The 13,420-nt window shown below is 56.7% G+C and carries 12 protein-coding genes; 3 read left to right on the top strand and 9 right to left on the bottom strand.

The window, feature by feature from the left end:
- The first annotated feature begins 181 nt into the window (after positions 1-181).
- Entirely contained in the window at positions 182-2,503 is a 2,322-nt protein-coding gene (locus BM216_RS22270) for a bifunctional diguanylate cyclase/phosphodiesterase (protein ID WP_244530268.1), read from the top strand.
- 122 nt (positions 2,504-2,625) lie between these two features.
- Here the strand turns inward: BM216_RS22270 and BM216_RS22265 are convergent, their stop codons facing one another.
- Complete coding sequence (locus tag BM216_RS22265; RefSeq protein ID WP_143102823.1) at positions 2,626-3,081, bottom strand: hypothetical protein; 456 nt, start codon at positions 3,079-3,081, stop codon at positions 2,626-2,628.
- A gap of 1,134 nt (positions 3,082-4,215) precedes the next feature.
- The gene (locus tag BM216_RS22260; RefSeq protein WP_093001411.1) at positions 4,216-4,419 is read right to left on the bottom strand and encodes a CrpP-related protein; all 204 of its coding nucleotides are present in this window, start codon (positions 4,417-4,419) and stop codon (positions 4,216-4,218) included.
- Between the two features lie 243 nt (positions 4,420-4,662).
- Between BM216_RS22260 and BM216_RS22255 the strand changes: the two genes are divergently transcribed.
- Complete coding sequence (locus BM216_RS22255) at positions 4,663-6,888, top strand: putative bifunctional diguanylate cyclase/phosphodiesterase (RefSeq protein WP_093001410.1); 2,226 nt, start codon at positions 4,663-4,665, stop codon at positions 6,886-6,888.
- A 225-nt stretch (positions 6,889-7,113) separates the two neighbouring features.
- On the top strand, positions 7,114-9,372 hold the full coding sequence (locus BM216_RS22250) for a methyl-accepting chemotaxis protein (RefSeq protein WP_093001409.1): 2,259 nt from the start codon (positions 7,114-7,116) through the stop codon (positions 9,370-9,372).
- 325 nt (positions 9,373-9,697) lie between these two features.
- On the opposite strand, the gene BM216_RS34095 is transcribed toward BM216_RS22250, so the two are convergent.
- From BM216_RS34095 to BM216_RS22220, 7 genes are all read right to left on the bottom strand, one after another.
- Positions 9,698-9,850, bottom strand: coding sequence for a hypothetical protein (locus BM216_RS34095; protein ID WP_177230866.1), 153 nt, complete (start codon positions 9,848-9,850; stop codon positions 9,698-9,700).
- Between the two features lie 71 nt (positions 9,851-9,921).
- Entirely contained in the window at positions 9,922-10,317 is a 396-nt protein-coding gene (locus BM216_RS22245; RefSeq protein WP_093001408.1) for a DUF1236 domain-containing protein, read from the bottom strand.
- A 404-nt stretch (positions 10,318-10,721) separates the two neighbouring features.
- A complete protein-coding gene (locus BM216_RS34680) occupies positions 10,722-10,937 on the bottom strand; it encodes a hypothetical protein (protein ID WP_244530270.1) in 216 nt (71 codons plus the stop codon).
- A gap of 75 nt (positions 10,938-11,012) precedes the next feature.
- The gene (locus BM216_RS22235) at positions 11,013-11,312 is read right to left on the bottom strand and encodes a DUF982 domain-containing protein (protein WP_093001406.1); all 300 of its coding nucleotides are present in this window, start codon (positions 11,310-11,312) and stop codon (positions 11,013-11,015) included.
- A 78-nt stretch (positions 11,313-11,390) separates the two neighbouring features.
- On the bottom strand, positions 11,391-11,864 hold the full coding sequence (locus BM216_RS22230) for an Hsp20 family protein (protein WP_093001405.1): 474 nt from the start codon (positions 11,862-11,864) through the stop codon (positions 11,391-11,393).
- Between the two features lie 150 nt (positions 11,865-12,014).
- The gene (locus BM216_RS22225) at positions 12,015-12,305 is read right to left on the bottom strand and encodes a hypothetical protein (protein ID WP_093001404.1); all 291 of its coding nucleotides are present in this window, start codon (positions 12,303-12,305) and stop codon (positions 12,015-12,017) included.
- A gap of 206 nt (positions 12,306-12,511) precedes the next feature.
- Positions 12,512-12,961 (bottom strand): hypothetical protein, encoded by a 450-nt coding sequence (locus tag BM216_RS22220; RefSeq protein ID WP_093001403.1) that lies wholly within the window; start codon positions 12,959-12,961, stop codon positions 12,512-12,514.
- Positions 12,962-13,420: the final 459 nt, after the last annotated feature.

Genomic DNA, 13,420 nt, shown 5'->3' with positions numbered 1-13,420 from the left:
TGGTTGAACCCCCAGCGTCTATATATATTCATAGCTTCCCCTTGCTCCATCCATGATGACTGAACGCATTGGAGCACACCCGCTTTAAAAATTTAGTTCACATATCGCTTGATTTTCATATGCGTTCATAAGCTTTCTGAAATGTTTTTGCGGAACTCTGTCTCGACTTAAGGGGGCGGAATTGCTTACACGTTTATCGCAGGCGTTACTGAACGGTATCTCGCTCCGCAAGAATAACCGTATGATTTTCGTGCCAATTGCCGCAAGCGGCATTGCTGCGTTGCTTTTGGCGGTATTGGCAACGGTATGGGCGGGTGCCGAGAGCGACCTTGCAGCACTTGAACGACAGAAACAGTTGGTGACAAAGCGGCTCGATGACCAAGTAAAGCAGGTCGCCGACGACATGAGTCTGCTGGCTGCGGGTTATGGCTCCTTGCTTTCGGTGTCAGGTGATCGGGACGGTCGTAGTCCTCGCTTTGACGACGCAAGGCGCTTTGGGCACACAGTCACATCCGTATTTGGCTTCGAAAAGCTTCTCATCGTCAACCGGGAGGGCAACTTCCCGTTTCGAGAAGACGTGGACACGGTGCGCCGCTATCAGTGGGTCCGTCCACTGTTGGGTGACATGCTCCAACGGGTCCAGCTCAATGAATCGCGCAAGTCAGGCGGGCTTGAGCCGCCCGCGTCATCAAAAGGTGTCCAGGCCGAACTGATGCGACTTGAGGGCCGCCCATCACTTGTCGGTATCGTCCCAATTAGTGAACAGTTGGATCCGCATAGAACGCAGACGACAAGCGTCCCGTTGCCTTCCTACTACCTCATCGGTTTCCGGTTCCTCGATGGCGCGGCCCTTGATGACTTCAGTCGCGAGATGGGGCTCAATGGAGCGCGCTACGCCCGCACCTTGGATGCGGAGGAGAGTGAGGTCGCGTTTCAGGTCGAAGCGACTGCAACGGGTGATCCGATAGGTGTGATCATATGGACGCCAGATCTTCCGGGCTCCCGCGTAATCGATCGCCTAACGCCATACGTTTGTGCAGCAGTTGCCGTTCTCGCCATCCTGTTCTTTTTTCTGGTATTTCGGCTTAATCGAAGCTGGGACGCCTTGAGGCGCAGTGAGCAGCGCTCGCGTGCCTTGGCGCTCCATGATGTTTTGACGAAATTGCCAAATCGTGAGCTTTTCGCCCAAAGGCTCGAGGTCTGTTATCAGGCGCAAAATTGCCAGAACGGTTTCACCACCGTCGCTCTGATCGATCTTGATCGCTTCAAGGCAGTCAACGATTCCTATGGACATGCCGCTGGCGACGAGCTTCTGTTGCAAGCAACGGCGCGCATCAACACAATGCTGTCGGGGAGCGACACGCTGGCTCGTCTCGGCGGGGATGAGTTTGCGCTCATCCTGACCACGAAAGCTGATGAGGGCGCGGATCGATTGTCACTGTTTGAGGCGATTGTCGCAGAATTCAAGCGTCCGTTCGAACTGCACCACGGTGAGGTCATCGTCAATATAGGCTGCTCAATCGGAGCATGCGCTCTCACGGATATGTCTTGCTCTGCCGATGAGTTGCTTCGACGCGCTGACGTTGCCCTCTATCAAGCCAAAGCCTCAGGGCGTGGCCGATTTGTGCTCTACGGCGTCGAGCTAGAAAGCGAGCAAAGAGAACGCGAGCAACTTATCGAAGAATTGCGCAGCGAGCTTGGCAGAATATCGAGGCTCAAGACTGCTCGGGGGAACTCTGAGCCCCTGATCGACAATGAGGCGGCGTTCGAGATCCATTATCAAACCATTCACAAAGCCGGCGACGAGAGAGATATTTCCGGAGCAGAAGCGCTTGTGCGCTGGAGACACCCGCGGCTTGGCCTTCTGGCTCCGGATAAATTCATCCCACTCGCAGAAGATTGCGGTCTCATCGAAGCCCTTGGAGAGTTCATCTTAGATCAGGCATGCCTCGTGGCCAAACGCCAGTTCGGGGGAAGAACTATCGCCGTTAATGTGTCGCCGAAGCAATTGCGGCATGCGGGGTTTGCTGAATCGGTTCTTGCTATCGTGGCGCAAAGCGGTCTTGCAACCACAAGCCTCGAGCTGGAGCTTACCGAAACGGCGCTCGTCGATGATCCCGACCAGGTTAAGGACAATCTATCCCGTCTACGTCGTGCCGGCATCAAGATCGCCTTAGACGATTTTGGCACCGGATTTTCATCGCTTAGTCATTTGATTGAGTTTGGTATCGACCGAATTAAAATCGACCGTTCATTCGTGCGACTGCTTGACCGACAAAGCAATGGCGCTGCGATCGCAGCGGCGATCACCACGCTCGGGAGAAGCCTTGGGATTGAAACGACCGCCGAGGGTGTTGAAACGGAAGCCCAGCGTGATTTCCTGATTGCGATCGGGTGCAGTGACCTTCAAGGTTATCTTCTTTCTAAGCCTGTCCCTGCAAGCGAGCTACCGACATTCAACGTTGATGCGCAGGTCCCAATAAGATCAAAGGCCGGGCGCTGATCCGATAGCCCACTGCTGGGAAGATGGTAGCGAAGGCTGTTTCTGGAAAGCGCCGATCGCGTGTTATCGCTGCACACTGACGTGGCGTATCGGTGGTCAAGCCCGTCCCTTGCAATGCGATGTCAGCGAAGTACCGACGACAGGCGCGAGACCCCGACCGCAACGACTGTGTAATTCTTGTTCCACGAGGTGGACCTGTCAGCAAGCTTGAGTAGACGTGACTGACACGCATCCAAGGCAGCGGACACGCGGGTCTTTACAGTTGTCATTTCGCTGATCTTGACGGGCGTGTAATAGCGCCTCGATCGAAAACGGACATTTGTGTCCGGATCGATTTCGAGCCGGTCTCGGTTCGGATCTTTCTTTGACGACACTTCGGATGCGATCTCCATCGATGTTTGCCGCAGCGTCTGGCGCATTGCGCCATAGTCACCGTGAAAGGGTATCCGTCGCGACGTGAGCTCAAGCCCCTGCCTTATGCAATCCGGTCGATAGATCTGATCAGATTTTGCACATTCGGCGCGAATGGCATCGAAGTCCCGCAGCACTGCCTGTGTCACCACCGGGTTGAGCGTCATGTCATAAGCGGTCTCACCGCTCGATCGCTCTTCGTTGAAGCTCGGCGCTTGTGCGAGGACAGACGCTGTCGAAAGTGCAAGCGTGACTACAGCTAGCGCATACCGCACAATCATCCGTGCCCCCACGTTATCTCAAACCCCTATCCGCGAAACAGTAGGTGGTGTCGGGTTTCCTCGCAAGTGTCCGCCTGCTCGACATAAAGAATTACGGATGCGCTTTGCGACATGGTGGCCGATACAAGGAGGGGCGAAGTGGAGGGGCGCCCGCGCGGCTTCGGTTCGCGCTGCAAATTGGTTTCAAACCCGCCTTGGCAGATCTTGGGAGGGACAAGCCCCAGCCAGCGCCCACGGCCGTTTTACCTCGGCAAATTTACGGGTTTCTAAACACGCGTTCGCATTTCGTCACGCTGACCTGTCACAAGCCGATCGATCTGCAAGCGCCAGAACCGCGGTGTCAGGTGCAGGTTAGTCGACGCGCGATATCCGGAGGCGCTTCAGCGGTTCAGTCGGTTCGAGCCTGGGCTCCGGTTTTGGTCGCTCGGGATCCAACATGCGCCATTCGCGCTCTAGTCGATCATAAAAGCTCTGAGGAAGTTTTTCAGACATGGATAGCCTCTACCGATTGCGGTCTAGAAGCACGCAGACGTCGCAACTGCAAGTACGTCCGTAATTTAAGATTACTTTGTAAGGTTAAATTTCAGAGCCGCCTGACATTTCGTAGGAATTGAGAAGGAAAGCCAGCCAGCTCTAAGCACATTCATTATGCTGTATTTCCTCAGCGCTCTGCCCTATTCCAACTGACCTGACGCTGCTGTCAGTCCCGCCGCCGATGCTTTCGCTCTGCCTTGGCCTTTGTCGCAGCACACCCCAGTGCCGGCCTCTCGAAGAACCTTGACAGGTCGCTTCACGGCTCGCCCAAAAGCTCGCGAGGGGCGAGGTTTATACGGCTTTTCGATCGCGCCAACCGCGCACCCTCGACCTTGCCGCAGCCTCGTCGACAGTCACATCCGGCTCTCTTCGAAAAGAAGGACAGCCTCGGAGAGGTGTCACATCACTGGGCCGAGCCGGGAAACCGGCGCGTTTACGAAACCGGACGGTCGTCCTTAATCGCTGTTACCTTTCGCCCCTAGCCCGTCATGAGAATGCTCTTGCTGCATTCTCGATATTCCAGCCAAACAACCAAGCCTCCGCCTTTTCCATCCAGTTTTCCTTTTCTTTCGGACAGCTTGCTGTCTCGAGATAAGGCGCGACGGGGTTCTTGCTTGCGGAAAGACCAAGCACTCGGGCATTCATTCCCCGCTGTTGCCAGTCAAGCATCATTTCGACGTCGAAGGTCATTTCCGATCCTCATGATCCGCTGCTTGGCTTCCGCAAGCATCTCGGTTGCCCCGCCCCTCTTGTGGTCTGGGCCTTGTGCGAACCTTGCCTGATAACGTCGCAGCTCCGCTTTCAGACACAGCCGACCATAACCGTACGCCAGCGTACGGAGCGCCCTTTAACCAGCCTGTAACCAGTTTGCTTGCCGCCGTTTTAATAGCCACTGTTTTACGGTTCGATTAAATACAGGATGGCGTACCGCGAATGACAATGCAGCTTCAATCTCAGTGGTTACTACGATGGGTACTTCCGGCTTGCGCCTCTCTCGTCCTGTGCGGTCTGCTTTTCTTCAGCTTAAGCTGGGCGGCCGCTCGCAGCGACGAAGTTGCGGTTCTGAGGCAACGCGATCTCGTCACCTTGACAGTTGCAAAACTAAAGGCGGGAATTGCTCATGATCAGGAAAGCGCGACGGTCTGGGACGATGCAGTAAGAAATGCCCGAGCAAGAGACATCGAATGGATCGATGCAAATCTCGGCTCGTGGATGCATAGTTACTTTGGTCATGACACCGCCCTTGTGCTGACACCCGACCTTGTGCCTTTGTACCAATTTTCTTCTGACGTAGAATATGCTCCTACTCCAGGCGACCTGCGCGCCGCATACCTGCCACTTGCAGAGACGCTTCAAGCCCGGCTTACTGCCGGTGACACCGAAGGCACCGGCGATAAGATCCTCTCGATCGGCGAAACGGATCTATCCTATGTCGGGTTTCGTCCAGCGATCGTGAGCGTCAAACCAATCGTGTCCGACACGGGCGATGTCGAGCAGACAGCCGGCAGTGAAATGCTTCATGTCGCGGTGCGGTTTCTCGACGGCGATTTGCCGACCGTCATCGGCACGGAGTACGAGTTTTCCGATCTGCAGTTTTCGGCAACGCGTCCCCAGGATCGCAATCTAGCATTCGTGCCGTTGAAAGGGCGAGATGGGGAAATCTTTGGATACTTCGAATGGAAACCGTTTCGGCCGGGGCACCATGTCCTTGAGGCCACCACCCCTGCCCTGGTCCTTGCATTCGTCGCGTTATTCGCCGGGAGCAGCTTGGCTGGAGGCGCGATTTGGCGTCGAACGGAACGGCTCGCTGCGAGCCGTGCAGAGCTCAGCCATCAGGCCTCTCACGATGCGCTGACCGGCCTCGCAAATCGTGCTCGCTTCAACGAAGAGCTCAATCGTCGGCTGCGGCAAGCTTCGGATGACGAAGGTCACACTGTGCTGTTCGTCGATCTCGATCGCTTCAAGGCTGTCAATGACACCTTTGGCCACCCGGTTGGCGATAAGCTGATCAGCCTGGCGGCCGCACGCATGCGTGATCTCATCCCCGAGGCTCTGATCGCCAGAATTGGGGGCGACGAATTTACAATTCTGCTTCAGGGGGATGACGCGCTCGTTGCGGAGGACCTCGCGGACACCCTTGTCCATGGCTTGAAGGCGCCATTCGAGATCGAAACGGCGCATGTCGTTATCGGGGCAAGCGTCGGTGTGGCCTTTACACGCGGACCATGCGACCCGGCTGAACTGACACGCAAGGCGGATATCGCGCTGTATCACGCCAAGGCTGCCGGGAGGAATACCTATGCGATCTTCGGAGACCATATGGACGAACTGCTGCGCAAGCGCAGAGCGCTTGAAAATGACCTGCGATCCGCAGTCGAGACCTGCAGCCAGATCGAGACCTTTTATCAACCCGTATTCTCAGCAAGCAACGGTAGGCTCTGTTCGCTCGAGGCGCTCGCTCGTTGGAACCACCCTACTCTCGGTTATATAAGTCCCGACCAGTTCATTCCTCTCGCCGAGGAGATGGGTCTAATCCGCGAGATCGGTTGTCTTGTGCTTGAAGACGCGTGCAAGACGCTGGCTGAACTTCCTGAGATCACAGTTGCGGTCAATGCCTCAGCGCGTGAACTGGAAGCCCCTGGCTACGCCCTTCGCGTACTGACAACTCTTGCACGCTTTAATTTGAGGCCTGACAGGCTCGAGATCGAGATGACCGAGAGCGCGACCACCGACAATGATGGTGAGCTCGGACGCACTATCTCCACGCTGCGAACAGCAGGCGTGCGTTTTGCGATCGATGATTTTGGGACTGGCTACTCCTCCTTCTCCAGGGTGCAGAAGGTCGAGATTGACCGAATAAAGATCGACAAGTCTTTTGTTGATGAAATGCATCGAGGTGACAGCCGAGCGCTTGTGGTTGCGATGATCGACATGGCGCGCGCCAAGGGCCTGAAGATCACGGCGGAGGGCGTTGAGACGGCCGAACAGCGTGCAGCGCTGAAAAGCCTCGGCTGCGACGATTTACAGGGCTTCCTCCTGTCTCGGCCTTTGCCGCGAGAAGCGGCTATCGCTTACGTGTCAGGCGCGACTTTAGGCTTAGGCGACCCGAATCTAACCGCACTCGACGACAGGATCAGTCGGGTCCAGCTCCAAAGTTAGTTTAGAGGCCGAGGCGCCGGCTCAGAGCATCGACGGTCGGCGTATGCAGTCCCGACCACGCGGGAGCGATCATCGAGATAACCAGTGGCAACAAGATCTTCCTGGCCGTCCCGCATCAGCCGAGCGAAATCCGGCTGATCAATCAAAGACAAAACGAACTACATTTAGCTAAAATTCAGCTTTCTCATTTATCGATCATTGCAAAGCAATGCGAGAAGATGAACTATGACTGCGACCTCGACCGTCACCAAACCTCTCTGGCGCAAGATCACACTTTACGGATGTGCTGCTGTGCTTTTCACCAGCGCTGCCATTGGCGGTGTCGCCTGGTATGAACAGCGTACCATGAATAATGAGGCGCTTTACAGTAAAGCCGCCAGCGACCTGCAAGTCATCCAGACGGACATGGACGCTATTCAACGATCTGCATCGGCATTGGCACTCGTGCTTGCCGGCGAGCCAGACATGCCTGGGCTGATTGTAAGCAATGATCGCCAGACGCTGATCAAAAAGCTGTCGCAGAATCTGGCTTCGATGGCGCAGACCGGTGGGCTGCAGCTTGTTACGATCGCAGATGCAAAGGGCAACGTTGTCGCCCGCATCCACGCCCCCGACAAGTTTGGCGACAACTACCTGGGGCGTCGCAAGACCGTGGCGTCGGTGATTGCGTCAGGCAAACTTGCAGCAGGTATCGAACCCGGTAAATCGGGTATCGGCATCTATGCCGTTGCGCCAGTCGTTATTGGCGGAAACGTTGTTGGTGTCGTCGACATCGGAACCGAGCTCTCGAACCCCTACTTCAGGCCATTGGCCGAACGGCTCGGCGCCGAGATATCGGTCAATGTTGTTCAGGATGGCAAGATCGTCAATCAGTCTTCGACCGATGGTAACCAAGCATTTCTGGACACGTCATCGCTGCAAGACGCTCTGGACGGTAGGCCGGTCTTCGAACCAGACGTTCTCGAGGGCCGTGACATGTTCATCAAAGCGGTCCCATTCAGTTCGTTCGCCGGTGAGAAGATTGGCGTCATAGAGGTCGGGACGGATGCGACCGATATCCTTGCAAGCGCCCGTGCGTCGCTCTGGACGATGCTCGGCGTTACCCTTGTTATTTCACTCCTTGCCCTGACCGCGTTCTTCCTGTTCGCCAAATCGCTCGGTAACGCTATTGGCCGACTGACTTCTACCATGGTGCGCCTGGCTTCGGGCGACCTCACCGCTAACGTTGACGGTGAGCAACGCCCCGATGAAACCGGTGCCATGGCGCGCGCCGTAAAGGTGTTCAAGGACAATGCGCTGAAGACCAAAGAACTGGAGCGGCAGGCCGATGAGCAGCGCAACATGACCGAAGAGCAGCGCCGTCACAATGCCGAAGCAGCGCGTATCCGCGCTGAGCAAATGGCGGAGGCCACCAATGGGCTCGCAACCGGCTTGAAGCATCTCTCGTCCGGCGATCTGACCTTCCAGCTCGACCGTCCCTTTGCCGATGATTTTGAGACCCTCCGGGCGGACTTCAACGCCGCCGTTAGCCAGTTGCGCGGCACGCTGGGTTCTGTCGCTCAGGCAACCAGCTCGATTGACAGCGGTTCGCGCGAAGTCAGCCAAAGCGCCGACGACCTTTCCAAGCGCACCGAGCAGCAGGCCGCCTCGCTTGAGGAAACCGCAGCGGCACTGGACCAGATCACCGTCAATGTTTCCAACTCCTCCAAGCGTGCGCAGGAGGCCCGTGAGGTCGCGATACAAGCGAATGAAAGCGCACGCCATTCCGGCGCGGTCGTTGCAAATGCCGTCCAAGCTATGGGCAGGATCGAGGAATCCTCCGGCCAGATCTCCAACATCATTGGCGTGATCGACGACATCGCGTTCCAGACCAACCTTCTCGCCCTCAACGCGGGTGTCGAAGCAGCAAGAGCCGGTGAGGCCGGCAAGGGTTTTGCCGTCGTTGCGCAGGAAGTTCGTGAACTAGCCCAACGATCGGCGAGTGCAGCCAGGGAGATCAAGGACCTGATCGGCAAATCTTCTGTTGAAGTAGGTACCGGTGTTAAGTTGGTACGCGAAACTGGTGAGGCGCTGCGCGCGATCGAAGCTCATATCGTCACCATCAACCAGCACATGGAGTCGATTGCCACCTCATCGCGCGAGCAGTCGGTAGGCCTCTCGGAAGTTAACACCGCCGTTAACCAGATGGACCAGGTAACCCAACAGAACGCTGCCATGGTTGAGGAAGCCAACGCCGCTGGGGCAACGCTTGCCACCGAAGCCGGCAGGCTGCGGGAACTGATTAGTCAGTTCCAGCTCGGCCAGGCTAGTACGTCCGGCAGACAAAGCAACGCGTTGAGTCAGGCCGCTGCAGCGATGGCCTCAATGCGCTCTGCCCCGGTAACATCGCCCGCCCGGGGGATGGTCGGTAAAATTGCTCAGGCTTTTGGCGGCCGCAGCGGCGCTGCGACGGCAGCGGCAACCGACAATTGGGAAGAGTTCTAAACTATATTGAGATCCTGGGAGGCCGTCGATTGCCGGTCTCCCAGACGGAGACGTCCTTTTAAGATGCTTCGTCGTGCATCTGACCTGAAACACCCGTTGCAGAACTCTCCGCTTTTTTGTGACGAGGTCTCGCCAGACAGCCTCTGCGCCAAAACGGGATAGAGCCGGTACTTGTTGAGGTGGCTATGGCGAAGCGCTTCGCGAAAGGGTTGCTCATCGAGGTTTGCTTGGCAGACCAAGCGGAATTGACGAAACTACGACGAGCTCTCACTAACTCTGTCCACGTTCCGGAGGCTGCAGGGGCGCCACGCCGATCCTGGATAGGTCAGCGTTTTTCTGAAGACAGGCCTGCTGAGCCATTTGCCGTTGCGTCGGAGATGAAGCCGATGCGAGGCTGCTTTGTTGGATCGTTGAAGCCGACGAGTACGACGATCATTCCACCCATGACCGCTACAACACCCACAATGAGCGACTTCATTTTCTACCTCGACTAAAGAAAATGGTGGGCTGGAACCACTCCACCCCACCGTACCTCACAGGCCGACTTTTCTAGTTGATCACCTGGATCACCTTGCGGCTTGACGGCTCAACAATGACGCGCTGGTTGTTTACGATCGCGTACGAATAATTCGGATTCTCCGGGACCTGCTCAACCATAACGGTCGAAGGAAGCGGTTCACCGACTACGACCTTTTCTTTCACAACAACGGTATCTGCTGGCATGGGAGCTTCCCGAACGTAAGTCACAACCCGTTCCGGCGGCGGGTCGATCGCCGTACCGGCGACTGCGCCAACAACACCGCCAACAGCTGCTCCCACCGGACCACCGACAATCGCACCCGTAACCGCACCGCCGGCAGCGCCGTTGACGGTGGACTGCTGCGCCATAGCACCGCCGGCCATGAACATTGCAGTGGCAAAAACTACGACTTGCTTCTTGTTCATTTGCTTTCTCCTATTCAACGAGGTTCTCGTCGCTCCACCAATGAAGAAGCTTGCCATCGGGTTCCCGCTTGGGACTTTGGGCCCAATCATGCGTCGCCGTATTAGGCCTTTTGGCCGTCGTGAGTTCATATGGCACCGGACCAACGTCTGACATCGGCTCGACGGAGGCATGATCAAAAGGTTCTCCGTGAAATCGAACGCAAGTTGGGCCCGCTCGTCGGGAAGCAGTGGCCACGTGAACGCAACCAATTCCTTCCACGAACAGGTTGTTACCGTCCGCGCGCGACGTCTGAAGCTGCTCGCAAGCAGATGGTCCTTGGTGCCAAGAGAGCCCGGGACGATCAGCATCGGACCTGCGGCAGGGAAAAAATCAGCTTGCACGTCGAAGAGATAGTCGCCGGCGTTTAGGGCTGACAGCGCTGGTCGAGTTCGATAAGTGCCGACTGTACCTCATCTATTGGGACTGGTTCTGCTGTCCCGGGCAACTGCCGCAACGCCGGTTTTGACTCGACGGCATACAAATCGGAGGCCCAGGCGGCCAATATGGCGCGTTTGTCATCAATCGACAGGGACGGCGCTCGCAACACATCGGTGGGCCGCCCTAACTGCATGCGTGGCATCAGAACGATAGGTCCGATGGCTGATGCTCCGTCGACGAACTGCTGTATGATCGCTTGGTGCCCCATAGCTGCACCTCACTGCACATGGGGATCGCTGTCGTTACGCGATCGAGCGCCCAAGACCAGTGGCGTTTCGGCCGATAGAAGCTCATGCTTTTCTGCGAACGCTACGAAGAGGCCGCGCGCTGTGTCTGCTTCGATCTCGCCACGAAGCGCCGCCTGACATGCATTCAGAGCAACAGAGTGTGCCGCATCCCTGAACGACCCCGGCCATTCAACGAGGTGTCGGTAAGCGTCCATAACGCTGCAAACTTTCGCAGGAAAGCCCAGGCCGACAAGAATAGTTACGGGTTCTCTGAACATATCGGGTTTCATAGCTCTCTCCCTTCCCAACCCGGAATGTTGACGGGCGCCACCGCGGTGGCGCCCTGGCACTATGGACGAACTTCAGGATCAAGCCGCTTTGTGCGCTTCAATTTGTGCAGGCGCGACCGAGGTCAACGAAGGCGCGTTCCGGATCGAAATCTTTCGCGGTTTCAGAGCTTCCGGGATCTCGCGCACAAGCTCAATCGTCAGGAGCCCATTGCTCAGATCCGCCCCGTTCACCCGAACATGGTCGGCGAGTTCAAAGCGGTGCTCGAACGGACGGCCAGCAATTCCGCGATGCAAGTAGGCCTCCGTTACGGCGTCCTGCTTCTTGCCGGTAACCATCAGGAGATTGGACTGAAAGGTGATGTCCAGATCGTCCTGGGAAAAGCCCGCGACCGCGATCGAGATGCGGTAGGTGTCGTCATCCGTTTTGATAATGTCATAAGGCGGCCAGTCATTGGGCGAGCGGACGCGCTGAGCATTTTCCAGAAGATTGAAGATCCGATCGAAGCCGACGCTCGAGCGGTAGAGAGGTGCGTAGTCGTAAGATGTTGCCATAGCCATATCCTCCTTGAAGCAACATGGGTACGGGAATGCCAAAAGCGGCGCTCCCGGCAATACCAGCCCTTGGTTCAGCGGCTGGTGACAATCGATTTTGGTTTTCCGATTTTCTGATTCAAGATCTGCTGCGAAAAAAATTGGCCGGCGTCAGTGTACCGATCGACTTATAACGGGATGAGGATACGCCGCCTTGAACCGGGAGATCATAGACCAAGCTTGCTGCAGCACGCGTTCAGCGGTTTCGGGCGTCTCGCGAGCAAGTTCATCGGCGTTTAATCGGATCGCTTCAGCCATGCTGGCCGACATCAAAGCGAAACGCCCCTCACCATAGACAAAAGCATCCTGAGAGGCCGTCTCAAGCCATCGAGCGAAATCGGTGATGATCTCTTCTCTCTCGTGGATGCTGGCACTCTTGATGGTTTCAATCTGGTCTTCCATGCAGTCTCACTCCATACGCGCGTGTGAAAGGGACCGAGCTCAAAACCCCGATCGCCCGGTGAGCTAGGAAGCGAAAAAGTCAGATTCAAGTCAGTCAGTCTGAATTCACCAGCCACACGCCCTTATCCGCTGAGCCCGATCAGGCGCTCACGACGGTACCAAATGTAGTGTCCGAAGGTGATCTCGCGCGGACCCCAGCCGCAAGCTCAGACCTGCGTTGGTCGAACGAGATCGACAGGGACTTCGCCCTGGAGCACGCCTCGCTGCAAGCCTTCCCGCCCGTGTTCCACCTCGATGACGGTGTAGGCTTTTTCGTCTCGAAACGCGCTCGCGTTCCTTGTCGAGACATCCTCAGCCGGAAGGGCGTCTATTTCTTGGAAATCCAACTCCGCGCCAGCTGCAACAATGCGAGCATCGCCAGCGGTCCGCGCAGCGACAACCACGGTTCCCAAAGAAGGTGCCTGATCCCAGCGAAAATCATTGGGCGGCGCGACAGGTTCCAGTCGATAGATGTTCAAAAGCTCGCCAACCTCTGTGGCGGTCGCAATTTTCTCGGCGTCAGCAATTTGTGCCTGGCTCTCGACTGACCGGCCGAATTGGTTCTCGGTCGTGCTCGTGCCCTCGTTGTGTGGCGATCCTACTCTGGCATTGGTCATCGTAACTCCTGTCCGGTCACGCGCTTCGCGCGGTTCTTGATCGATGGAAACGAACCCTGCTCCACAGGAAGAGTTCCCGCCGGCTCATCATATTGCAGAGCGGCTCTTCGCACGCGGTGCCAGAGAATAGGTGAAGATCGTCACGGCCTTGCGCGCGATGATCCCAGACCAACAAGCGGTCGCCCGGCACCGTCGATAGAGGTGCGCCCTCTCCTCATTTCCCGGAAGTCGTTGACGACTTGTCGGTAACTACAGGTCTCGTTCAGGCGTCGGCGTTCCAGGCAACCTATTACAGCAGCCACACTTAGCGGCTCCTAGCTAAGGAACAATGCAACCCCAACGCGGTTTCAGGTGGACGCTTTGTGAAACTTCCTCCCTGAACCGCCTAATGTTGTTGGTAGTAGCGAGGCGATTTCGTCGTGGCGCTCACCGCCCTTGGGCTTAGATCCGTCATCCCGG

It is taken from the genome of Rhizobium sp. NFR07 (genome assembly GCF_900111905.1).
Lineage (GTDB): Bacteria > Pseudomonadota > Alphaproteobacteria > Rhizobiales > Rhizobiaceae > Neorhizobium.
Note: the sequence above shows the minus strand (reverse complement) of the source record. Positions and strands in the feature narration are given on the sequence as shown.